General features: G+C 61.6%; 17 protein-coding genes. 12 read left to right on the top strand and 5 right to left on the bottom strand.

Annotated elements, in window-relative coordinates:
* Positions 1 to 37: 37 nt before the first annotated feature.
* Complete coding sequence (locus tag TSA66_RS22145; protein WP_040041550.1) at positions 38 to 739, top strand: PhaM family polyhydroxyalkanoate granule multifunctional regulatory protein; 702 nt, start codon at positions 38 to 40, stop codon at positions 737 to 739.
* A gap of 232 nt (positions 740 to 971) precedes the next feature.
* Positions 972 to 3,296 carry an EAL domain-containing protein gene (locus TSA66_RS22140; protein ID WP_052452523.1) on the top strand — a complete coding sequence of 775 codons (2,325 nt, stop codon included), beginning with the start codon at positions 972 to 974 and terminating at the stop codon, positions 3,294 to 3,296.
* Positions 3,297 to 3,333: 37 nt separating this feature from the next.
* Here TSA66_RS22140 and TSA66_RS25830 read toward each other — a convergent pair whose 3' ends face one another.
* The 3 genes from TSA66_RS25830 to TSA66_RS22125 form a co-directional block, all read right to left on the bottom strand.
* Positions 3,334 to 4,893 (bottom strand): CHASE domain-containing protein, encoded by a 1,560-nt coding sequence (locus TSA66_RS25830; protein WP_052452522.1) that lies wholly within the window; start codon positions 4,891 to 4,893, stop codon positions 3,334 to 3,336.
* Positions 4,894 to 5,149: 256 nt separating this feature from the next.
* Positions 5,150 to 6,454, bottom strand: coding sequence for an NAD(P)/FAD-dependent oxidoreductase (locus TSA66_RS22130; RefSeq protein ID WP_040041549.1), 1,305 nt, complete (start codon positions 6,452 to 6,454; stop codon positions 5,150 to 5,152).
* A gap of 196 nt (positions 6,455 to 6,650) precedes the next feature.
* Positions 6,651 to 7,442, bottom strand: a complete 792-nt coding sequence (locus TSA66_RS22125) for an HAD family hydrolase (RefSeq protein WP_052452521.1) — start codon at positions 7,440 to 7,442, stop codon at positions 6,651 to 6,653.
* Positions 7,443 to 7,573: 131 nt separating this feature from the next.
* Between TSA66_RS22125 and TSA66_RS22120 the strand changes: the two genes are divergently transcribed.
* The 10 genes from TSA66_RS22120 to TSA66_RS22075 all read left to right on the top strand — a co-directional run bounded on the left by TSA66_RS22120 (position 7,574) and on the right by TSA66_RS22075 (position 19,851).
* The gene (locus tag TSA66_RS22120; RefSeq protein ID WP_040041548.1) at positions 7,574 to 8,536 is read left to right on the top strand and encodes a LysR family transcriptional regulator; all 963 of its coding nucleotides are present in this window, start codon (positions 7,574 to 7,576) and stop codon (positions 8,534 to 8,536) included.
* A 194-nt stretch (positions 8,537 to 8,730) separates the two neighbouring features.
* Positions 8,731 to 9,591, top strand: coding sequence for an endonuclease (locus TSA66_RS22115; RefSeq protein ID WP_232429518.1), 861 nt, complete (start codon positions 8,731 to 8,733; stop codon positions 9,589 to 9,591).
* A 170-nt stretch (positions 9,592 to 9,761) separates the two neighbouring features.
* Positions 9,762 to 11,006 (top strand): branched-chain amino acid ABC transporter substrate-binding protein, encoded by a 1,245-nt coding sequence (locus tag TSA66_RS22110; protein WP_040041547.1) that lies wholly within the window; start codon positions 9,762 to 9,764, stop codon positions 11,004 to 11,006.
* Positions 11,007 to 11,176: 170 nt separating this feature from the next.
* Positions 11,177 to 12,124, top strand: a complete 948-nt coding sequence (locus tag TSA66_RS22105; protein ID WP_040041546.1) for a branched-chain amino acid ABC transporter permease — start codon at positions 11,177 to 11,179, stop codon at positions 12,122 to 12,124.
* Between the two features lie 28 nt (positions 12,125 to 12,152).
* On the top strand, positions 12,153 to 13,424 hold the full coding sequence (locus TSA66_RS22100) for a branched-chain amino acid ABC transporter permease (RefSeq protein WP_232429372.1): 1,272 nt from the start codon (positions 12,153 to 12,155) through the stop codon (positions 13,422 to 13,424).
* Positions 13,421 to 14,182 (top strand): ABC transporter ATP-binding protein, encoded by a 762-nt coding sequence (locus TSA66_RS22095; RefSeq protein ID WP_040038670.1) that lies wholly within the window; start codon positions 13,421 to 13,423, stop codon positions 14,180 to 14,182. Before TSA66_RS22100 ends, TSA66_RS22095 begins: the two co-directional genes overlap by 4 nt.
* The gene (locus tag TSA66_RS22090; RefSeq protein ID WP_408639466.1) at positions 14,179 to 14,883 is read left to right on the top strand and encodes an ABC transporter ATP-binding protein; all 705 of its coding nucleotides are present in this window, start codon (positions 14,179 to 14,181) and stop codon (positions 14,881 to 14,883) included. The genes TSA66_RS22095 and TSA66_RS22090 overlap by 4 nt, the downstream gene beginning before the upstream one ends.
* A 354-nt stretch (positions 14,884 to 15,237) precedes the next feature.
* Complete coding sequence (locus TSA66_RS22085; RefSeq protein ID WP_040041545.1) at positions 15,238 to 16,890, top strand: 3-(methylthio)propionyl-CoA ligase; 1,653 nt, start codon at positions 15,238 to 15,240, stop codon at positions 16,888 to 16,890.
* A gap of 38 nt (positions 16,891 to 16,928) precedes the next feature.
* A complete protein-coding gene (locus TSA66_RS22080; protein ID WP_040041544.1) occupies positions 16,929 to 18,638 on the top strand; it encodes a carboxylesterase/lipase family protein in 1,710 nt (569 codons plus the stop codon).
* Between the two features lie 91 nt (positions 18,639 to 18,729).
* Complete coding sequence (locus TSA66_RS22075) at positions 18,730 to 19,851, top strand: ABC transporter substrate-binding protein (protein WP_040041543.1); 1,122 nt, start codon at positions 18,730 to 18,732, stop codon at positions 19,849 to 19,851.
* A gap of 67 nt (positions 19,852 to 19,918) precedes the next feature.
* Here TSA66_RS22075 and TSA66_RS28085 read toward each other — a convergent pair whose 3' ends face one another.
* A complete protein-coding gene (locus tag TSA66_RS28085; protein WP_052452520.1) occupies positions 19,919 to 21,397 on the bottom strand; it encodes a methyl-accepting chemotaxis protein in 1,479 nt (492 codons plus the stop codon).
* A 147-nt stretch (positions 21,398 to 21,544) separates the two neighbouring features.
* A partial coding sequence (locus tag TSA66_RS22065; protein ID WP_040042874.1) for an acyl-CoA dehydrogenase occupies positions 21,545 to 23,129 on the bottom strand: 1,585 nt, incomplete at its 5' end.

Genomic DNA, 23,129 nt, shown 5'->3' with positions numbered 1-23,129 from the left:
GCTACCCTGCAATCTGTTTACCACGCGGAGTTGAATCATGATCAAACCGAACATGCCTAACATCCCGGGCATCGGGGCCATGACGGACACGCTCGAATTCGTCAAGAATCTGTGGGGCGGCATGGGCTTGCCGGGAATGAGCATGCCCGGCATGAATTTGCCGGGCATGGTGATGCCGACCCTGTCGGTCGAGGAAATCAACAAGAAGATCACCGACCTGAAAGCAGTGGAATCCTGGCTGACCCTGAACATGAACATGCTGCGCGGCACGATACAGGCGCTGGAAGTGCAGGCGGCCACGATTTCTACCCTGCAATCGATGGGCGAAACCTTCAGTGCCAGCATGGGCGCCGGCATGATGGACAAGCCGGCCGGCGGCGAGTCTTCCGCGGCTGGCGGATTAACCGGATCGAGTGGCGGCAACGGCAGCAACGGTGCCAATGGCAGCCATGACACGCACGCGAAAGCCGGCGGCGCACCCGAGCCGACCAGCAGGGATGAATCGGATGCCGCCGCGCTGACCGCGCCGCTGGTCAATGCCGCGGCTTGGTGGAACATGCTGCAGGATCAGTTCAAGCAGGCGGTCAACTCCGCCATGACGGCTGAAGCGCCAGTGCCAGCCGCCGCGCCCACCACAAAGAAGGAAAAACCGAAGGCAAAAGCTGCTTCGACATCGGCTTCATCGGCGTCGTCGGCAACCTCCGGCACCACCCGCAAACGCAAGCCGACCAACAAGTAACCCCTTCGCCTGATGCTTGCCGCAGGCTTGCGCGCGGCAGGCCGGCGCCGGATTTCAGCGAGCGCCGGCGACAACGCGCAGCCTGGCGCTCAGGATGTCGTTATTTTGAATTGCCCTGCGGCTGCGCAAGCCGGCACCAGGAACTATCACCGCGCACCGCGAGCCCAATTCCATATACGACGGACGTACACGCGAACATCACGCGCATTCCAATGGCCTGTACGGGCTACTCATGGCGCTACCCAAAGACATCGCTGCCGCGCTCAAAGCCAGCCCCGATCCCTTGCTTCTGTTATCGGGCCGTTTGACGATTGTCGAAGCCAATGACGCGTTTCTGAAAATGGCAGCGCGCAGCCGCAATGACCTCATCGGGCAGCCGGTCGGACAGGTATTCCGATCAGAAACCCTGGCGGCGGGCAATTCAGCTCAGGAGGCGTCGCCGGGGACCGCGCAACTGCAGTACGAGGTCGCGGGGACGCGCTCGCCGTCGCGGTTGATCGCGCTGCAGGATTTGCTCGATCACGCACCGGGATTCATGGCCGTCACGCGCGGCCCCGACCATGTGATGGAAGCGGTCAACCAGGCTTGTTACCAAGTCGTCTGCCACCGTTCCGTGCTGGGCAAACCCTTGCGCGACATTATTCCCGAGCAAGGCGAGCGCGAAATGATCCGCCTGCTCGACGGCGTCTATGAAACGGGTGAGCCGTGTGTCGGCCATGCGCACAGGGTGTCGCTGCAGCGCGTGCCCGGCGCGACCCCGATCGACGCCTATGTCGACTTCGTCTGCCAGCCGATATTTTCCGCCGAGCGCACCGTCACCGGGGTGCTGCTGCTCGGCTACGAAGTCACCGCGCAGGTGCAGGCGCAGGTGACCCTGCGCGCCAGCGAGCAGCGCCTGCACCTGGCGCTGGAAGCCGCCGGCGACGGCGTGTGGGACTGGGACATTGAGTCCAACAATTTTATGTTTTCGCGGCGCGGGCGCGCGATGCTGGGGTACGACGAGCATGAAATCGGCAGCCGGCTCGAGGATTGGCTGGCCATTACTCATCCGGAAGACCAGCAGCGCGTCAGGGCTGAAACGATGGCTTGCGTGCGCGGCAAGACCCGCTTCCTCGCCTGCGAATACCGCGTGCGCGGCAAGAATGGGAGCTGGAAGTGGATACTGGCGCGCGGCGCGGTCGTCAGCCGCGACAACGACGGGCGCGCGCTGCGAATGGTCGGCACCACGGTGGACGTGTCGTTTGAGCAGGAAACCTTGCGGCGCGCCAATTTCGACGCCCTGACCGGCTTGCCCAACCGCAGTCTGTTCCGTGATCGGCTGGAATATGAAGTGGCGAATTCCCGGCGCAGCGGCAAGATGCTGGCGCTTATGTTCGTCGACCTCGACCGCTTCAAGGAAGTCAACGACTTGCTCGGCCACGATTCAGGCGATGCCTTGCTGCGCGAAACCGCCGCGCGCATCCGTTCCTGCGTGCGCTCCGCCGATACCGTCGCCAGGCTCGGCGGCGACGAATTCACCGTGATCCTGACCGACCTCGACGACCGCGCCCATGTCGAGACGATCGCGCAGAAAATCCTGCAGGCGCTGGCCCGGCCCTTCCTGCTGAACCACGAAATCATTCACGTCTCCGGCAGCCTCGGGATCACGCTTCATCCATCCGACGGCATGGAGCCAGAACGACTGCTGCGCAATGCCGACCAGGCGATGTATGTTGCCAAGAGCGCCGGGCGCAACCAGTTCAGCTTCTTCACGCGCGCCATGCAGGAGCAGGCTTCGTACCGGCTCAAGCTGATCGGCGAATTGCGCAATGCCTTGCCGGCGCGCCAGCTGCGCGTGTATTTCCAGCCGATCGTCGACTTGCGCGACGGGCGCATCGTCAAGGGCGAGGCGCTGGTGCGCTGGATGCACCCGGAGAAGGGGCTGGTGTGCCCGAATGAATTCATCAGCCTGGCCGAGGAAACCGGGCTGATCAACGAGATCGGCAACTGGGTCTTCATGCAGGCTGCGGCCTGGTGCCGGCGCTGGAGTGAGCGCTTCGGGGCGGCGTTCCAGATCAGCGTCAACAAGTCGCCGGCGCAGTTCTTGCCGCACAAGAAGGAGATGGACTGGGGCGCTTATTTGAATCAGCTCGGCATGGCCTGGAACAGCGTGGCGGTCGAGATCACCGAGGGCTTGCTGCTCAATGCCTCGTCGAGCACCGCTGAAAAGATCTTTGAGCTGCGCGATGCCGGGGTGCAGGTCGCCATCGACGATTTCGGCACCGGTTACTCGTCGATGGCTTACCTCAAGAAATTCGATGTCGATTACCTGAAGGTCGACCAGTCGTTCATCCGCGATACCGCCAAAGACAGCATCAGCCGCACCATCGCGGAAACGATCATCGTCATGGCGCACAAGCTCGGATTGAAAGTCATCGCGGAAGGCGTCGAAACGGCCGAGCAGCGCGACTGGCTGCAGCGCGCCGGCTGCGACTATGCGCAGGGCTTCCTGTATGCGCGGCCGCTGCCGCCGGACGAATTCGAGAAGCTGCTGGGCGGGCGCGCCGTCAGCGCGTGAGCGCAGGGCTTGCCGTCTCAATGCGCGGTTCGCGGCATCATTCCAGCGGCGCCAACTGCACGTTGGCGCGTCCCTTGTCCTTTGCCTGGTACATCGCCATGTCCGCGCTCTTCATCAGGGTCTTGCTGTCGCTGCCGTGATCCGGATACAAGGCCGCGCCGATGCTGGCGGAGATGTTGAAGGTGTGGCCCGCGATTTCGTAGGGATCATTAATATGCTGCAGGATTTTCGTGGCGACCAGCATCACGTCCTGCGGGCTTTCGACATCGAGCAGCAGCACCACGAATTCGTCGCCGCCCAGCCGTGAGGCTGTGTCGGACTCGCGCATGTTTTCACGCAGGCGCTTGGCCACCTCCTTGAGCAGCAGATCGCCGTAGGCATGCCCGAAGTTGTCGTTGACCGGCTTGAACTTGTCGAGGTCGATAAAGAGCAGCGCCGCGCGGCTATGGCTGCGCTTGGCATGGGACAGCGCCACCGCGAGGCGCTCGTCGAGAAGTTTTCTGTTCGGCAGCCCGGTCAGCGCATCGTACAGCGCCAGCTGCATGGCCTGATGCGCCGCATGCAGGGCGCGGGCACGGTCGTCGAGGAACAGCCAGATCAGCAATGCCACCATCAGGCTGATACTGATGCCGGCATGCAGGATCAGGCGCGGCTGGCCGGACGCGATGCGCTGGACGAAGGCCGGGGTTGCGGTGGTGACCACGGTCCAGGTGCGATTGCCCAGATCGATCCGGTCGATTCTCTCCACGCCGGTGCTGCCACGCTTGGGCTCGGATTCGAACATCAGTCTCTCCGGCGATACGTCGTTGCCGTCGTAGATGGCAATGTCGAGGTCTTCTGCCTGCGCGCTGTTGATGCCGTGCATGAAGTCTTTCATGCGGAAAGGGGCATAGACCCAGCCGACCACACTGTCCTGGCGCCGGGCGTCAGGCTTCTGCAATGCCGCTTCATTGTAGACCGGCAGGTACATCAGGAATCCTGACTGCACCTCGCCGCCGGCTTCCTGTACCAGTTTGACCTTGCCGGTGACGGCGGCCTGACCGGTGACGAACGCCTGCTGCATTGCCTCCCGGCGAATCGGGTTTGAATACATGTCATAGCCGAATGCGCGCAGGTTTTTCCCGGTGAAGGGTTCCAGGAAAATAATGGACGTGTAGACGTCGCGCTCTTTCGCCGGCCATACCGTGTAATTGGGAAAACCCTCGGCGCGCACCGCCTTCACATGCTGTTCCAGCCCGGACGGCGGGATCAGCAGGGCAAAGCCGATGCCCTGAATTCCCGGATAGTTTTGCGGCAGGGCGAGCGCCTCGACAAACGCGCGGAACTGGTTGCGCGTAACGGTCTTGTTGGCATGAAACAGTCCTTTTGTCGCATGCAAGACCTGCTCGTAAATCGCCAGGCGCTGCTGGATCGCGTTGTTCGACTCGCGCACGCGGAAGTAAAAGCTGGTGTATTGCGTCTGCGATTCCGTCTCGCGCGCCGTGTTCCACAGTTTATAGGTGATGAAAAGAGCGAGGATCAGCGTAATGATCGTCAGCAAATCCCGCGCCAGAAAGAGAGTCAGAATTTCCCGCTTGCGTTGTTCGGCCTGTCTCATGCTTGAGGTCGGCGGGAAAAGGTGCCCGCAGTTGACGATTTGTATGGAAAGCGACGATCAGCATAAAGGCGGGATACAAGCCGCGCCTTGTGTTTTTGCACTAATAAAGCTTTATTCGTCCTTCAGACAGGAAAATCGGGAAAGGGTTTGCGGAAATACTGTTTAATTTCCCATCGCTAAAAAATTCAGGCGGACGAGGGCAGTGGGAGAGGGACCATGCCATGCGGGAAGCCAGCCGGCTTCCCGCATGATGGGATTAATGCAGTTTGACTGGCGGCGTCACCTTCGTGCGTATCCAGTGAGACAAGGTTTCAGCTGCCATGCGCATAAAGCCGTGCAGCGACATCACATGTTTTTGGTACATGAGCCGGTACAGCCATCGTGCCGTCAGGCCACCGACCAGCACTTCACGCCCAGTCGTGCTGCCGACCAGGACGCCGACCGCCTTGGATGGCCCGAGCGACACCAGCGACCCGTAATCGCGGTAGCGGAAATGCGGCAAGGCGGATTGTGGCGGCCGCGCCAGCACTTCGGCCAGGAACATCGCCTGCTGGTGCGCCACCTGCGCGCGCGGCGGAACCGCCGCACCCTTGACCGGGCAGACATAGCTGGAGCAGTCGCCGATGGCGAACACGTCGGCATCGTCCTCGGTCTGCAGGCTGGGCGTCACTACGATCTGCTTCAAGCGGTTCAGCGGCAATCCCAGCGTCGTCGCGATCGCGGGCCCCTCGACCCCTGCAGCCCACATTGTGATATCGGAGGCATGGCGCCGCCCCATTCTGTCGACGACCGCATCGGCTTCGACGCGGGCTACCGTGGTATCGGTGCACACCTCAACCCCAAGCCAGCGCAAATGGCGCGCGGCGCGTTTCGAGACTGCCGGATGCAGCGGCGGCAGCAGGCGTTCTCCACGCTCGATGATGCGGATGCACACGTCACGCGACGGATCAAGCGAGTGCACGTTGTACTTGGCCAGCGTTCGCACCGTGTGGTTCAGTTCGGCCGCCAGTTCCACCCCGGTTGCGCCGCCGCCGACGATAACGATGTTGACCGTTGCCCGCGTAGTGCCGCCGGGCGTGCCGCGGCTGCTGGCCGCCATGCAGCTGCCGATGAAGCGCTTGCGGAAGACTTCCGCCTGCTGCACGCTGTCGAGCGTGAGCGAATGTTCGGCCGCGCCGGGGATATTGAAGAAGTTGGTCACCGCGCCGAACGCCAGCACCAGCTTGTCGTAACGGATGCTGCGGCGCGGCAGCACTTCGGCGCCATCCTCGCCGCAATATGGCCCGACGTCGATGCGGTGCGCCTGACGGTCGATGGCGGTCACCTCGCCGCAGACGAACTGGAAATGGTGCTCGGCCGCCTGCGCCGAATACTCGACCTGATGCACTTGCGGATCGAGCTTGCCCGACGCCACCGCATGCAGCAGCGGCTTCCAGAAATGCGTCGGCCAGCGGTCCACCAGCACGATCTTGGCGCGCCCTTTGCGGCCGAGGTTGTTCCCCAAACGCGTGGCCAGCTCGAGTCCGCCGGCGCCTCCTCCAACGATGACGATGGTTTGCATATCGCGTCTCCAGACAAATTGAAAATTCGGTATTCAAGCCTGCCCGCAGGGCACGGCACGGGCCGCCGCGTCGCAAAGCGTCAGGGCGCACGTCAGCCGCACGGTTATCCCATGCATCGGCGGTGCTGCATCATTGACAAATGTTCCGGCGTGCCGCCGGTCATCCCCAGCCGGCCTGCACGCGGATGACCGGCTGCTAAATGCTTGCGCGCAGCGGCATCGGCTGCCGGGAGGCCGGCATAACTGGCTGGCGGCCTTGCTTGCTCGACTTCAAGGCGGCAAATGTGACGAAAGCGGCGGCCCTGGATGGCGTTGTTTTGCGCCCCGCCAGGTTGCGCAATTCCTGCAGGTTCGGGCACCACAGGTCCGCGCCGGAGATGCGCGCGATATCCTTTTCATAGGGCGTGGAGGCGACGGTCCAGACGCCCGCCTGCTGCGCCGATCGCAGCGCCGGAGCCGAGCCGTCGATTGCCGCGCATTGCGCAGCCTCGACGCCCACGGTGCGCAATACGAGGTGGTAAGGCCCGTTGTCGCTGGATGAGTTGAAATTCGCGCCGCTCACCACGACCGCAAACATTTTGGTCAGCGCGTCGCCGAACGCGCGGTCGAGCAGGGCGGTCGCCGTTTGCACCGGCATGTCGGTGACGATGGCCAGCTTGCAGCCGCTCTCGATCGCGTCTTCCATCAGCTGCGCGCAGCCGGAATGCACGGCCGGAACCCTGGCCAGGATGATGTCGCGGAACAGGCGTTGCTTTTCCTGCAGCAGCCGCGCAGCGTCACGCGGTGACGCCGGCGGGGAAATCTTTTCGACGACAGCTGCCAATGCATTGTTCGGCCCCCATGCGCGCGCCGCTTCGCGGAACTGTTGCATCGACCAGCGCAGTTCCAGCCCGCAGCTTTCGAACGCCGCGTTGCAGGATTTCAGATGCGCGTCTTCCGTATCGAAAATGACGCCATCCAGTGCGAGTGCGAGTACTTCGATTCCCATGATGTGACCCGTGGTGTTGTTTGATCCGAGATACAAGGCAGGCGAAAAATCCGTGCCGTTCACTGTTAATATAAGCGCAAGCAATTCAAAAGAAAAATTAATTTTTATGTATATTTCATAAGGAGTAGCTTATGCATCATGCAAGCTTCAAGCAATTGCAGGCGCTCTTGCTGGTGGCGCGCCACGACAGCGTGTCGCGCGCTGCCGAAGCCTTGCATGTGACGCAGCCGGCGGTCTCGCTGCAGTTGCGCATGCTGGAAGAGGCCGCCGGCACGCCGCTCACGCGCAAGGTCGGGCGGAAGATACAGCTGACGGCGGCCGGCGAAGTGATGGTCGAATTTGCCGAGCGCATCCTGCGCCTGTGGGACGAGGCGGCCGATGAAGTCGCCGCATTGAAAGGCGTCATCAGCGGCACCCTACGCATCGGCGCCATCACCACCGCCGAATATCTGCTGCCGCCGATGCTGGTGCAGTTCACCACCGAGCGGCCCGATGTGCGCATCAAGCTGCAAGTCGGCAACCGCAATGAAATCGTCAACATGCTGAGCAAGCATGAAATCGATCTGGCGATCATGGGGACGCCGCCGCGCGAACTGCGCACCAATGCGACGCGGTTCGCGCGCCATCCGATGGCTTTTATCGCCAGCCCCGCGCATCCGCTGATGAAGAAGAAAAGGGTCGCGCTGGCCGACATCATGGAAGCCAACCTGCTGGTGCGCGAGCACGGGTCGGGCACGCGCACCACCATCGAACGCCTGTTCAAGGAAGCCGGCTACCCGCTGCGCATCGGCTCCGAGCTGTCCAGCAACGAGGCAATCAAGCGCATGGTCGTCGCCGGCCTCGGCGTGGCTTTCCTCTCGGTGCATGCCTGCACGCTGGAGTTCGAAGCCGGACTAGTGCGCATGCTGCCGATGCCGGAAAACCCGGTCGAGGCAGACTGGTATGTGATGCATCTGGTCGACCAGCCCATCCCGAAAGTGGCGGCGGCGTTTCAGGAATTCGTCATCGACAACGGGCAGGAAGTGGTGCGCAGGCAGCTGGGCGCTTTTCATCGGGATGCAGCCAAGCTGCGGCCGGCGAAGAAGGCGCGGTGAAGTAAGGGCGGTGATTCGTGTCGAATTGGATGCGGGCGAGAACTTTTTGCGGCACCGGATTTCGAAGCAATCAAGGATGGGCCGGTCGTCGCAGTCGTCTATGAATGAAATTGCAAGATGCATCCGAAGTTTTTATTGGATTTTTGCCTATTGCAGCCACGATGCGACCCAGAGTTACTTCCATCGGGCTCGTCATGCCCCCGAGTCCGACCGGGAATTTCGATTATCCGGAGCATATCGAACGCGACAGTATTGACGCATTACCATGCAAGCCCGGCGTCTACTATTTTCTCGACCGGCATCGCGTGCCGGTCTATATCGGGAAGAGCATCAATATTCGCGCGCGGATTTTATCCCACCTGCGCTGTCCGCAGGAGGCAGCCATGCTGCAGGAAGCGCACAGCGTGGAATTCGAGCGTACGGCAGGCGAGGTCGGTGCGCTGCTGCGGGAGTCGCAGTTGATCAAGCAACTGCAGCCGCGCTTCAATGTGCTGCTGCGCGGCGTGGGAGAGGTATTTTCGCTCAGGTTCGTTGAAGATTCTCTCCTGGTGCAGCCGGTTGGCTCGTACGAGTCCGATGTTTCGGAGCAGTCCACGCTGTATGGTTTGTTTGCGTCGCGCAGTGCGGCACAGGAAGGCTTGCGCGCCCTGGTGCGCAGGCATCGCCTGTGTCCGGCGCTGCTCGGGCTGGAAACGGCCACGCGCGGCCGTGCCTGTTTCGCGTGCCAGATCGGACATTGCAATGGCGCCTGCATCGGCAAGGAGCCGCCTCATGTTCATCAGGCGCGTCTGCGTGAAGCGCTGGAACAGCTGCAGGCGGAAGTCTGGCCGTACGTCGGGCCAGTCGGCATCGTGGAAGAGGACGACGGGTTGCGCCAGGTACACATCGTCGATCACTGGTCCTATCGCGGCACGCTGCAGGGAAGGCGCAGCCGATTCACGCCCAACACCAAGCGCGTCGTGGATATCGACGTCTACAAGATTCTTTCCCAGCCTATGCAAAACGGCGAGCTGAAAATCACGCCGATGACACCGCGGTCGGCCACTAGTCGTTGACTGGCCGAAAAATTCGCCGAATTTGCACAATGCCTGTCCGTTTGCGCCAACCGGCAGGTTGTCCCGGAAAGCCAGAAACTTGGCCGCAACGGCCACTGACGGTAGCCGTGCCAATCCTTACAGTCTCTCCACAACAAAAACACTATTTCTATCTCAACAGGAGGAGACTCATGACTGTATACCGTCCGTTCGTACTCGCACTGTCCACCGCCGCCACGCTGGCCGCTTCCGCCGCATCCGCAGAGACCGTAAAAATCGCCTTCATCGATACCTTGTCCGGTGCTTTTGCGCCGGTAGGGCAGAATGAATTGAAGAGCTACCAGATGTTCGCTGAAATGGCGAACCAGCAGAAATGGGCCGGCAATGACACGCTGGAATTCGTACCCTTCGATAACAAAGGCAGCGTGCAGGAATCGCTGACGCAGCTGAAAGCGGCGATCGACCACGGCTTCCGCTTCATCGTCCAGGGCAACGGTTCCGGCGTCGGACTGGCGCTGGTCGACGCGATCAACAAATATAACGAGCGCAATCCCGGCAAGGAAGTGCTCTATATGAATCACGCCGCCATCGATCCAGACATGACCAACAGCAAGTGCAGCTTCTGGCATTTCCGTTTCGATGCGAACACCGACATGAAGATGGAGGCGCTGACCTCCTACCTGGCGAAAGACCAGAGCATCAAGAAGGTCTATATCATTGGTCAGAACTACGCGCACGGCCACCAAGTGTCGCGTGCCGCGAAGGAGATGTTGAGGCGCAAGCGCCCGGACATCCAGATCGTCGGCGACGACCTGCATCCGATCGCGACCGTGAAGGATTTCGCGCCTTACGTCGCCAAGATCAAGGCGTCCGGCGCGGACACTGTCATTACCGGCAACTGGGGCGCCGATCTCGGCCTGCTGGTGAAAGCCGCCAAGGATGCCGACCTGAAGGCCAATTTCTACACCTATTACGGCAATACCAGCGGAGTGCCGACTGCCGTGGGCGCTTCGGGCGCGGAACGCGTGAAACTGGTGTTCAACTGGCATCCGAACAACGAATCCTTCTCCGGCAAGGAAATGGTCGAGTCTTTCAAGAAGAAATATAACGACGACCTCTACATGATTCCGACCTACACCATCGTTCAGATGCTGTCCAAAGCGGTCAAGGACACGAAGTCGAGCGACCCGGTGAAGGTGGCGTACGCGATGGAAGGCATGAAGGTCAAGAGCCTGAATGGCGAAGTCGAAATGCGCAAGGCGGATCACCAGCTGCAGCAGCCGCTGTATGTCGTCACCTGGGCCAAGACGGACGGCAAGAAGGTGAAGTACGACCAGGAAAACACGGGCTACGGCTGGCGCACCGAGCAGAAGATCGACACTTATGTCGCCACCCAGCCGACGTCCTGCCAGATGAAGCGCCCCGCCAAGCCGTAAATCGGGCCTGCTTCCCGCTCAAGGATTAACAACAACCGGAACGGATTCCTGCGCCTGCAAGAATCCGGCGGTGCATGCCGCGCGTTTCTGATGCTCCATTCGTGTCGCATTCCATCGCGGTGGAGCTGCGTCGTCTCCCATGTTTCCGATTTGTCGAATAGAGGTTTGCCGTGGAATTTTCCTTCATTACCCTGCTGAACGGTCTGAGCTACGGGCTGTTGCTGTTCATGCTGTCGTCGGGCCTGACGTTGATCTTCAGCATGATGGGCGTGCTCAATTTTGCCCATGCCAGCTTTTACATGCTGGGCGCCTACTTCGCCTATACCATCAGCACCAAGCTCGGCTTCTGGCCGGCGCTGTTCATCGCGCCGCTGGCCGTCGGCGCCATCGGCGCCGTGGTCGAGCGCTACGGCCTGCGCTCGGTGCACAAGTACGGCCATATCCCGGAACTGCTGTTCACCTTCGGCCTGTCGTATGTCGTGGTCGAGCTGGTGCAGCTGGTGTGGGGCAAGGCGGCCGTGCCGTACCCGATTCCCGCCGAGCTGGACGGCCCGCTGTTCACGCTGTTTTCCACCACCTTCCCGATCTACCGCGGCTTCATGATGTTGATCGCGCTGCTCATGCTGCTGTCGATCTACCTGGTGCTGACCAAGACCCGCATCGGCCTGGTGATCCAGGCGGCCTTGACGCACCCCGATATGGTCGAGGCGCTCGGGCACAACGTGCCGCGCGTGTTCATGCTGGTGTTCGGCAGCGGCTGCGCGCTGGCCGGCCTGGCCGGCGTCATCGGCGGCAATGCGTTCGTCACCGAGCCGGGCATGGCGGCCACCGTCGGCAGCATCATCTTCGTGGTGGTGGTGGTCGGCGGCATGGGCTCGCTGGTGGGCGCCTTGCTGGCCTCGCTGCTGATCGGCGTGCTGCAGACGTTCGCCGTCGCGCTCGACTACTCGTTCCTGAATCTGTTTTCGACGATGGGCATGGCGCTGGGCGCCGAGACGTTCGGCTATCCGGTATTGAAGCTCACCATTTCGCAGGTGGCGCCGATCATGCCGTATTTGCTGCTGGTGCTGATTCTGATCTTCAGGCCGCGCGGCCTGATGGGAACGCGGGAGGGTTGAGATGAGTGCCGTAACGATGAGCCATACCATGAAATACAAACCGATGAATCTCGCCCGCTGGCTGCTGTGGACCAGCTTCGCACTGATCCTGATCGTCGCTCCGCTGGTCTTCGACAAGGGCGCATCGCTGTCGGTACTGTCCACCATGGGCACCGTGATGATCTTTGGCTTGTCCTACAACATGCTGCTGGGGCAGGGCGGCATGCTGTCGTTCGGCCATGCGGTGTACTCCGGGCTGGGCGCGTTCTTCGCCATCCATGCGATGAACCTGGCCGCGGCCGGCACCATCTGGATGCCGGTCACCCTGGTGCCGCTGGTGGGCGGGCTGGCCGGCATGTTCTTCGGCGCCCTGTTCGGCTATGTGACGACCAAGAAGTCGGGCACCACGTTTGCAATGATTACGCTGGGCATCGTTGAACTGGTGTTCGCCTGCTCGCTGATGTTCCCGGAATTCTTCGGCGGCGAGGGCGGCATCACGACCAACCGCGTCTATGGCGAACCGTTCCTGGGCATCACCTTCGGGCCGCAGATCCAGGTGTATTACCTGATCGCGTTCTGGCTGTTCATCGCCACCATCGGCATGTATGCCTTCACGCAGACGCCGCTGGGGCGCATCATCAATGCCGTGCGCGACAACCCGGAACGGGTCGAGTTCATCGGCTACGACACGCAGTGGGCGCGCTACCTGACGCTGATTCTGGCAGGCTTCTTCGCCGGCATTTCCGGCGGCCTGTCGGCCATCAACTTTGAAATCGTCACCGCCGAGAATGTCAGTGCCATGCGCTCCGGCGCAATCCTGCTGTTTACCTTCATCGGCGGTGTCGGCTTCTTCTTCGGCCCGATGATCGGCGCCATCATCGGCGTGTTCCTGACCGTGCTGCTGTCGGACTTCACCAAGGCGTGGCAGCTGTATCTGGGCGTGTTCTTCATCGTCATCGTGATGTATGCGCCGGGCGGCGTGGCCAGCATCCTCATGATGAACCTGCGGCTGGTGAAGTTCGGCAAATTCAAACCCGTTGCCCCGCGCCTTCTGGCCGTGTGCGCCACGGCGGCCGTGGCCTTGCTGGGCGTGGCGGTCGCCATCGAGATGCTGTACCACCTGACGCTGGATTCGGCGAACGGCACCGAAATGAAGCTGTTCGGCTTCCTGGCCGATACCGCCCAGCCGGGCCCCTGGCTGATCGCCGCTATCCTGTTCGCCCTCGGCGCCGCCGGCTTCTGGCTGGCCAGGAAAGGCTTCATTCAAGCCTGGGGCCAGGCCAATAGCGACATTGAAGAACTGATCCGGAGACAAGCATGAGCGCCTGGTCCCTCGAACTCAAGGAAGTCCGCAAGAGCTTCGGCAAATCCGAAATCATCCGCGGCGCCAGCCTGCAAGTCGCCAAAGGCGAGCGCGTGGCCATCATCGGCCCCAACGGAGCCGGCAAATCGACCCTGTTCAACCTGATTTCCGGGCGTTTCCCGGTCACCTCGGGCGACATCCTGTTGAACGGCAACAGCATCATCGACAAGCGGCCGTTCGAAATCAATCGCGCCGGCCTGTCGCGCAGCTTCCAGATCACCAACATCTTCCACCGCCTGTCGGTGTACGAGAACCTGCGCTGCGCAGTGCTGTGGTCGCTCGGCTACAAGTACTCGTTCTGGCATCGCCTGAATGGCTTGAAGGATGCGCACGAGCGCGCCGAGCAGGTGCTGGAGCAGATTGGCCTGAAGCGCCGGCGCGACACGCTGGCCGGCTTGCTGACGTACGCGGAGCAGCGCGCGCTGGAGATCGGCATCACGATCGCCGGCGGCGCCGAAGTGATCCTGCTGGACGAACCGACGGCCGGCATGAGCCGCTCGGAGTCGGATGCGGCGGTCGAGCTGATTCGCAAGGTGACGGTCGGCAAGAGCCTGCTGATGGTGGAACACGACATGAGCGTGGTGTTCGGCCTGGCCGACAAGATTGCGGTGGTGGTGTACGGGGAAGTGATCGCGTGCGATACGCCGGTCAATATCCGCGCCAATGCCAAGGTGCAGGAAGCATATCTGGGTGGACACGCAGCGGAGGCGGCATGACGATGGCACTACTGGAAATTAGAGATCTGCACGCATATTACGGCAAGAGCCATGTGCTGCACGGCGTGGACATGCACGTGCAGGAAGGCGAAATCGTCAGCCTGTTGGGACGCAACGGCGTGGGGCGGTCGACCACGGTGAAGTCGACGATGGGGCAAGTCGCCGTGACTGGTTCGATCCGTTTCAAGGGCGAGGAGATCACCGGCCTGAAGGCGTTCGAAATCGCGCACAAGGGACTCGGCTATGTGCCGGAAAACCGCGACATCTTCCCGACGCTCACCGTCGAGCAGAATCTGCTGCTGGGCGAAAAGAAAGGGAAAAAGTCGCGCTGGAGCATCGACGACATGTACCAGATGTTCCCGCGCCTCAAGGAGCGCCAGCACACGCCGGCGGGCGTCCTGTCGGGCGGCGAACAGCAGATGCTGACCTTGTGCCGCACGCTGATGGGCGACCCGGACCTGATCATGATCGACGAGCCGACCGAGGGGCTGGCGCCGAAGATCGTCGAGCTGGTGGGCGAATACCTGAAGGAACTGAAGAACCGCGGGATATCGGTGCTGCTGGTGGAGCAGAAGCTCGACATTGCGATGAAGATCTCGCAGCGGGTGTATGTGATGGGGCACGGCTCGATCGTGTTCGAGGGCACGCCCGACGACCTGCGTGCCAACGCCGCCATCCGCAAGGAGTGGCTGGAAGTCTGACGCCGCCGCATAGCTTGTCTCATGGCTCAGGTGTACATCCCCAAAGTCTCCTGTCTGGCTTGAGCCATTTCGTCCCGGGCCCGGTTTGCCGGACTTCCGGGATTTTTTCACCTGCCGGACGGGCTGCCGGGGCTTCCAAATCTGTCCGTAAAAGCCATCATCTTGGCCGATTCGGCCACTGACGCCTATCGTACGACTGCTTACAGTGCATACGACAAGAAGTAGTTGATAAGAAGAACAGCAAGGAGACAAATCCGGCTTCGCGCCCTCGCATCGCAGGTTCCTCATGCCTGCTGCCTTCTGCTCTCCGCGCATGTTCATCACCCAATTTCTCAAGCAACCCGGGAGTGTTCCATGTCGCAATTTCCAAAGAGTCCATTGATGGGGCAGATGATGAATCAGCCCCTGCTCATCTCCTCCATCATCCAGCATGCCAGCCGCTATTTCGGTGACAACGAAATCGTATCGCGCCGGGTGGAGGGCGATATTCATCGCTACACCTATCGCGAGTGCCACCAGCGCGCGCGCAAGATGGCCAATGTGCTGAAGGGATTCGACGTGAAACTCGGCGACCGGGTGGCGACGCTGGCATGGAACGGCTACCGCCACATGGAACTGTATTATGCGATCTCCGGCTCGGGTGCTGTCATGCACACGATTAACCCGCGCCTGCATCCGGAACAGATCGCGTACATCGTCAACCATGCGGAAGACCAGTACCTGTTCTTCGACATGAATTTCCTGCCGATTGTCGAAGCCTTCGCTCCGCTGTGCAAGACGGTCAAGGGATTCGTGATGATGTGCGGCCGCGACCGCATGCCGGAACGTACCTCCATTGCCAACCTGCTGTGCTACGAGGACCTGATCGCACGCCACTCCGATGAATACGAATGGCCGCTGTTCGACGAGAACTCGGCGTCCAGCCTGTGCTACACCTCGGGCACGACCGGCAACCCGAAGGGCGCGCTGTATTCGCACCGCTCGACGGTGCTGCATTCCTACGCATCGGCGATGCCGGACGCGATGAACCTGTCGGCACGCGATGCGGTGCTGCCGGTTGTGCCGATGTTCCACGTAAATGCCTGGGGGCTGCCGTATTCCGCGCCGCTGACCGGCGCGAAGCTGGTTTTCCCGGGGCCGGCGCTGGACGGCAAATCGCTGTTTGAATTGATGGAACAGGAAAAGGTGACGTTCTCCGCCGGCGTGCCGACGGTATGGCTCGGCCTGCTGAACTACGTCGGCCAGAACGATCTGAAATTCTCGGCCCTGACACGCACGGTGATCGGCGGCGCCGCCTGTCCGCCGTCGATGATGCAGGCATTCCGCCATCGCTATGGCGTCGAAGTCATGCATGCATGGGGCATGACGGAAATGTCGCCGCTCGGCACCGTCTGCACGCTGCAGCTCAAGCATGACGCGCTGCCGGAAGAGCAGAAGCAGGCAGTCCTGGAAAAACAGGGGCATGTGGTGTTTGGCGTGGACATGAAGATCGTGGACGCCGCCGGCGAGGAGCTGCCCTGGGACGGCAAGACCTACGGCGACCTGCTGGTCAAGGGGCCGTGGATCATCGACAGCTATTTCAAGTGCGAGGGCGGCGACGTGCTGCAGGACGGCTGGTTCCCGACCGGCGACGTGGCCACGATTAGCCCGGATGGCTACATGCAGATCACCGACCGCAGCAAGGATGTGATCAAGTCCGGCGGTGAATGGATCGGCTCCATCGACCTGGAAAACATCGCGATGGCGCATCCGGCAGTGCAGCAGGCGGCTTGCATCGGCGTGTTCCATCCGAAATGGGATGAGCGTCCGCTGCTGGTGGTGGTGAGGAAGCCGGGCGCCGAGCTCAGCAAGGCAGAGCTGATCCAGTCGTTCGAAGGAAAAATCGCCAAATGGTGGACGCCGGACGACGTGGCCTTCGTCGATGCACTGCCGATCGGTGCAACCGGAAAAGTATTGAAGAACAAGATCCGCGAGCAATTCAAGGACTACAAGCTGCCGACAGCCTGAGGAGGGGCGGGCATTCCAATTCATAGGAGGAGATAACAATGAAAATTCGTAAATTTGCAGGTTGGGCAGTGTTTGCCGCCGCCGGGACGCTGTTGAGCGCTTGCGGCGGCAGCGATCCGAATCCGGTGGCGCGTGCCACGGTCTACGGCCAAGTGGTTGGCGTCGACGACAGCACCGCGTCGGGCACGTATTACTGGAAAGGGATCCCGTTCGCGAAACCGCCAGTCGGGACATTGCGCTGGAAGGCGCCGGTCGAACCGGCGGCGTGGGGCGTGCGCAACACGCAAAATTTCGGGAATGCCTGCATCCAGAACGACCGCGTGTATGGCCCCGGCGCGAACAATACTTACGACGCGACGATCGGCACCACGCTGAATACGCCGGTTGGCAGCGAAGACTGCCTGACGCTCAATATCTGGCGTCCGGCCAACGATGCGAAGGATTTGCCGGTCATCCTGTTCCTGTATGGCGGCAGTAATATCTCTGGCTATACCGCAGATCCGGTCTATGACGGCGCCAATTTGGCCAAGGCGGCAAATGCGGTGGTGGTGACCGCCAACTACCGGGTCGGCGTGTTCGGCTTCTTCAATCTGCCGCAGCTCAAGACCGGCACGAATGCGAATGACGATTCCGGCAACTTCGCAATCCTCGATAACATCCAGGCGCTCAAGTTCATCCAGAACAACATCGGGAATTTCGGCGGCAACAAGAACAACGTGACTGTCATGGGACAGTCGGCCGGCGCGATTAACGTATGGGCGCTGGTGGCCTCGCCGCAGACTGCGGGATTGTTCCACCGGGCGGCACCACTGAGCGGCGGCATTTCCCTCGCGTCGAATCTCCCGAACGGCGCGCTGGCGACCCTGAGTCCGGCATCCACCTATCAGGCGCAAGGCAATGCATTGCTCAACAATTTGCTGATCGCAGACGGCAAGGCGACCGACACCACGTCTGCCCAGACCTATGTGGCGACCCAGACCAATGCGCAGATCGCCGACTACATGCGCGCCAAGGATGCCAATACCATCCTGACTACCATCTTCACCAAGGGCCCGAATTCGTCCGGCCCCATCCCCGAGGGTACAGTGGTGCCGGTCGATCCGATTGCCGCCATGGCTGCGGGCAATTACCGCAAGGTGCCTATCCTCGCCAGCAATACCTCAGAAGAAGGCAAGCTGTTCCAGTCGCTGTTCGCGGCGCTGCCGCCGTCGCACAAGCCGGGCTTCATCATCAGCGACGCCACCCGCTTTGCGCTGATGATGAACTACAAGCCGGATGCAGCGCCCACCGTGACCTTGTCCGACCTGATCGATGCAGCGTATCTGCCGATCGATACGCCGACCACCGGTTACAACGCGGCCGCCGCATACTTCACCAATAACTTCTTCGCACCCAGCCGCGACAACGCGCTCAACACGCTGGTCGCGAACCAGCAGAACGTGTGGTTCTACCAGTTCAACTGGGCGCAGGAGCCGGCTCCGTGGAACGACGTGTATGGTGCCGCGCATGCGTTCGACTTGCCGTTCATCTTCGGTAATTTCGGACCGTCGTTGTTCTCCAATGTCGCCAACAGCACCGCCAACAAGCCGGGCCGCCTTGCACTGTCGAAAGCGATGATGGATTCGATCGCCGCGTTCGCCAAGAACGGCGACCCGAACAATGCATCGCTCGGTGTGACCTGGCAGCCGTGGCCGAAGAAGCTGATCTTCGATGCCAGCCAGACCCAGGCGCAGATCACGACGCAGTAACGGCGGAGGGGGGGCAAATGTCCCCCTGTATGCATTCGACTATTGCCGGCTGCCGGCATACCCATGCCGCAGGACCGGAGGGAGAGAGACAATGAAAAGGTTCTTGTTTGTTTTCATGGCGTTGCTTGCCGCCTGCCTCGCGCATGCGGAGGATATCCGGATCGGCATCGTATCGGGCTTCACCGGTCCGATCGCGGTGACCGCGCAGGAGGTGCTGCAGGCCACACGTGCTTACGTAGACCAGGTTAATGCGCAGGGTGGTATCCAAGGCAACCGCCTGGTGCTGGTTACCAAGGATGACGGCTACGATGCGGCCAAGACCGCGGCGCTGGCGGAAGAGGCGATTGCCGCTGACAAGGTGATCGGACTGGTCAACAGCGCGGGTACGGCGCCGACGATGGCGCTGATCAAGTCGCGCGTACTGCACAAGTACCGCGTCCCGCTGGTCGGCGTCTACAGCGGCGCGACGGTGTTGCGCGGCGCTGGCACGGAAGAAATTTTTCACACCCGCGCCACCTATAACGACGAGATACAGAAGATATCCCGCCTCGCATCCACGCTCGGCCTGCACCGCGTCGCAGTGCTGTACCAGGAAGATGCGTTCGGCGAGGGCGTGCTGCAGAGCGTGGCCGCCGGCGAAAAGAGCTTCAACCTGCAGCTCGTGCTGAAGGTCGGCTACCAGCCAGGCACGAACGACTTCACCGCGCACGCGCAGAAGATCGTGGCGGCGCAGCCGCAGGCGATCTTCCTGATGGGAGTGCCGGATGCGGTTTATCAGTTCATGAAGGCGTATCACGCGCCGGCCGGTGCGGCGCAGTTGTACGCGCTGTCGTTCGTGACGCCGAAATTGCTGGCCGACGTGGCTGGCGAGGAAAAGGCGCGCGGTGTCGGCATTTCACAGGTCGTGCCCAATCCGAATTCCGCGGCATTTGCGCTGACCAGGGATTTCCAGGCCCTGGTCAACAGTCCGTTCGGCAAAGGCGTTAAGCCGAGTCCTGTGGCGCTGGAGGGGTATCTGAACATCCGCCTGCTGGTCGAGGCGATCCGGATGGCCGGCCCGCATCCGACCGGGGAAAAAGTGATCCAGAGCTTGAGCGCGATGCAGGAGTACCGGGTAGGCGGCTTCCCGATCGAATTTTCGAACGAGAAGCGCAGCGGGTCCAATTATCTGGATATTGCCGTCGTGGGCCGCAATGGCCGGCTGCTCTATTAAGCGCTCTTTCAGCGCCTTTTTAGCAGCGGCCCTTCTGGCTCAAGCGCGCCCCCCGCACGGATATGCGCTAGTTCTTGTAGAAGCCGCAGGCGATGATCATGTCGCCTGCCTTTTCCAAATAGGTCGACTTGATCAGCATTTTTTTCGTCACCGGATGCATCCACTTGTAATCGACCCAGCCTGAGCCGCTGGTCTTTGCCTTGGCGATGATTTCCTTGACGAACAGCTTGCCGTCGGCATCCTTGAACGCCGCACCGTTGACCCCGACCAGACGCGGATTGGCGCCATGCGCGAGGCATTCGAGGTCGTCCGAATACACGCTGAGATAGAGATCGCGGTCAATGAAGCGGCCGCGTCCCAGCTTGTTGATCTCGGCTAGGAAGCCGGACTTGCCGTTGGCTTTCAGGTAAGCCACCGCATCGTGCACCATGGCCGCGGCCTCGTCCGCATTGCCGAACTCGCGCGCGCCGAGATTGAAAGTTGCCACCGCCTGGGTCAGGTTGACCGCCTGCTCATGCAGATGTGCGGTCGCGCGCGTCGCATCTTCCACCAGCCTTGCGTTCTGCTGGGTCGTTGAGTCGATTTGCCCGATTGCGCGGTTGATTTCCTCGATGCCGGCACTTTGCTCCTGACTCGCATCGGTGATTTCATTCATGATCGTGGTCACGCGTTCGACCGCCGTGATAATTTCGCTCATCGTCTTGCCGGCTTCGTCCACCAGCCGGCTACCGGTTTCCACGCGATCCACCGAATCGCCGATCAGCTCTTTGATCTCTTTCGCGGCGGAGGCCGAGCGCTGCGCCAGCGCGCGCACCTCGCCCGCGACCACGGCAAAGCCGCGCCCCTGTTCGCCGGCGCGCGCTGCTTCCACCGCGGCGTTGAGGGCGAGGATGTTGGTCTGGAACGCGATGCCGTCGATGACGGTGATGATATCGGTCACCTTGCGCGAGCTGTCCTTGATTGCCTCCATGGTCTGCACCACGTCCTGCACCACCTGGCCGCCTTTGTCGGCGGTTTGCGATGCGGATGCCGCGAGCTGGTTCGCTTCCCGCGCGTTGTCGGCGTTTTGCTTGACGGTGGACGTCAGTTGCTCCATCGACGACGCGGTTTCTTCGAGCGAACTGGCCTGCGACTCCGTGCGTTCCGAAAGCGCGGTATTGTCATTGGTAAGCATGCCGGACATGGTCGCCACCGCCGTGGTCCCAGACCGAACGCCGGCGACAACGGCGAACATGCGCTCGCTCATGTCGCGCAAGGCTTGCTGCAGTTCGCCGAATTCTCTGTTTGAATTGGCTGCCACCGGTTCGGAAAGATCGCCGGTGGCCATGCGCTGCGCGACTGCCGTCGTATCGCGTAGCGTGCGCCCAAGACTGCTCGTGACCCACCAGGCGCATGCCACACCGGACGCCAAGCCGGCCAGCGCGGCTCCGGAGACGAGCTCGCGGGTCGATCCCGTCGCCCCAAGTACGAGTACTGCAGTGAGTGCGGCCAGGGGAATACTGAAAGAAAGTATGAATTTGCTGCGAACAGTGAAATTGATATGCATGGGACCTTACGCTCCAAAAAGGTTGCCTGCGATACCGGACACGCTTTTGATTGTTTTTGGGGGCGTTCTCGGCGCTACCCGATGGCCCTTTCGGGCTTATCGAGGCGGGTATCAAACAAGGGAAGATTCCGCCTCGCCGCAGCGGATTCAGAACTGGTCTTCCGTGAGTGCCAGGGCGCCGGCGCTGCCTTCGATGATGGCCGCGCGATAGCCGGCTGCCTGCGACAGGAAGTAATCGGCAAAGAAGCGTGCGGTCGCGATCTTGGCCTGATAAAACTTGGCATCGCCCTCGCCTGCCTGCAGCTTGCGGTCCGCCACCAGTGCGGCGCGCGCCATCTGCCAGCCGCCCAGCACGATGCCGGCCAGCTTGAGGTAAGGCACGCTGCCCGCAAACACGCCCTTGATGTCGGACTTCATGTTGGCGACCACGTAGTTCACGACTTCCTCCAGCGCCTTGGAGCCGGCAGCCAGCTGGGTACGGATTGCCGTCAGATCGGCCGACGCCGAAGCCGACAGCTCTTCCTCGGTGCGGCGCACCTGCGCCAAGATGCCCTTGGCAGTGGCGCCGGCATCGCGCACAGTCTTGCGACCGACCAGGTCATTGGCCTGGATCGCGGTCGTGCCTTCGTAGATCGGCAGAATGCGTGCATCACGGTAGTACTGCGCTGCGCCCGTTTCCTCGATGAAACCCATGCCGCCATGGACTTGTACGCCGTTGGAGGTGACGTCGAGCGACATCTCGGTCGACCAGCCCTTCACGACGGGCACCATATATTCGTAGAAGGCCTGGTTCGTCTTGCGTACGGCATCGTCGGCATGATGATGTGCGGCATCGAATGCAGCGGCAGTCACGTAGGCCAAGGCGCGCGCCGCTTCAGTTTGCGCACGCATCGACATCAGTATGCGGCGCACGTCCGGATGATGAATGATGGCAACAGGACCGCTGGAGCCGGCGAGGTCACGCGACTGCACGCGATCGCGCGCATACGCAACCGCCTTCTGATAAGCGCGCTCGGCAACGCCGATGCCCTGCATGCCTACCGCGAAGCGCGCGGCGTTCATCATGATGAACATGTATTCGAGGCCGCGGTTTTCCTCGCCCACGAGCGTGCCGATGGCGCCGCCATGGTCGCCGAATTGCAGCACTGCGGTCGGGCTGGCCTTGATGCCCAGCTTGTGTTCGATCGACACGCAATACGCGTCGTTGCGCTCGCCGAGCGAGCCGTCGGCATTGACCAGGAACTTCGGCACCACGAACAGCGAAATGCCCTTCACGCCCTCCGGCGCATTCGGCGTACGGGCCAGCACCAGGTGGACGATGTTCTCGGCCATGTCATGCTCGCCGTAGGTGATGAAGATCTTGGTGCCAAAAATCTTGTAGGTGCCGTCGCCCTGCGGCACTGCGCGCGAACGTACCAGCGCCAGGTCGGAGCCCGCCTGCGGCTCGGTCAGGTTCATCGTGCCGGTCCACTTGCCGGAGATCAGATTCGCCAGATAGATCCGCTTCTGTTCTTCGCTACCCGCGGTCATCAGCGCCTCGATGGCGCCGTCGGTCAACAGCGGGCACAGCGCGAATGACAGGTTGGCGGAATTGAGCATTTCGATGCATGGCGTCGCCACCAGCTTCGGCAAGCCCTGGCCGCCGAATTTGACTGGATGCTGCACGCCTTGCCAGCCCGCTTCGCCGAACGCCTTGAACGCTTCCTTGAAGCCCTTGGTGGTGGTGACCTGC

This window comes from Noviherbaspirillum autotrophicum (genome assembly GCF_000818395.1).
Lineage (GTDB): Bacteria > Pseudomonadota > Gammaproteobacteria > Burkholderiales > Burkholderiaceae_D > Noviherbaspirillum > Noviherbaspirillum autotrophicum.
Note: the sequence above shows the minus strand (reverse complement) of the source record. Positions and strands in the feature narration are given on the sequence as shown.

What these genes read in the sequence shown, in the direction of transcription:
- TSA66_RS22145 (WP_040041550.1), top strand. Translation starts at nt 38, where the DNA reads ATGATCAAACCGAACATGCCTAACATCCCGGGCATCGGGGCCATGACG.
- TSA66_RS22140 (WP_052452523.1), top strand. Translation starts at nt 972, where the DNA reads ATGGCGCTACCCAAAGACATCGCTGCCGCGCTCAAAGCCAGCCCCGAT.
- TSA66_RS25830 (WP_052452522.1), bottom strand. Translation starts at nt 4,893, where the DNA reads ATGAGACAGGCCGAACAACGCAAGCGGGAAATTCTGACTCTCTTTCTG.
- TSA66_RS22130 (WP_040041549.1), bottom strand. Translation starts at nt 6,454, where the DNA reads ATGCAAACCATCGTCATCGTTGGAGGAGGCGCCGGCGGACTCGAGCTG.
- TSA66_RS22125 (WP_052452521.1), bottom strand. Translation starts at nt 7,442, where the DNA reads ATGGGAATCGAAGTACTCGCACTCGCACTGGATGGCGTCATTTTCGAT.
- TSA66_RS22120 (WP_040041548.1), top strand. Translation starts at nt 7,574, where the DNA reads ATGCATCATGCAAGCTTCAAGCAATTGCAGGCGCTCTTGCTGGTGGCG.
- TSA66_RS22115 (WP_232429518.1), top strand. Translation starts at nt 8,731, where the DNA reads ATGCCCCCGAGTCCGACCGGGAATTTCGATTATCCGGAGCATATCGAA.
- TSA66_RS22110 (WP_040041547.1), top strand. Translation starts at nt 9,762, where the DNA reads ATGACTGTATACCGTCCGTTCGTACTCGCACTGTCCACCGCCGCCACG.
- TSA66_RS22100 (WP_232429372.1), top strand. Translation starts at nt 12,153, where the DNA reads ATGAAATACAAACCGATGAATCTCGCCCGCTGGCTGCTGTGGACCAGC.
- TSA66_RS22095 (WP_040038670.1), top strand. Translation starts at nt 13,421, where the DNA reads ATGAGCGCCTGGTCCCTCGAACTCAAGGAAGTCCGCAAGAGCTTCGGC.
- TSA66_RS22090 (WP_408639466.1), top strand. Translation starts at nt 14,179, where the DNA reads ATGACGATGGCACTACTGGAAATTAGAGATCTGCACGCATATTACGGC.
- TSA66_RS22085 (WP_040041545.1), top strand. Translation starts at nt 15,238, where the DNA reads ATGTCGCAATTTCCAAAGAGTCCATTGATGGGGCAGATGATGAATCAG.
- TSA66_RS22080 (WP_040041544.1), top strand. Translation starts at nt 16,929, where the DNA reads ATGAAAATTCGTAAATTTGCAGGTTGGGCAGTGTTTGCCGCCGCCGGG.
- TSA66_RS22075 (WP_040041543.1), top strand. Translation starts at nt 18,730, where the DNA reads ATGAAAAGGTTCTTGTTTGTTTTCATGGCGTTGCTTGCCGCCTGCCTC.
- TSA66_RS28085 (WP_052452520.1), bottom strand. Translation starts at nt 21,397, where the DNA reads ATGCATATCAATTTCACTGTTCGCAGCAAATTCATACTTTCTTTCAGT.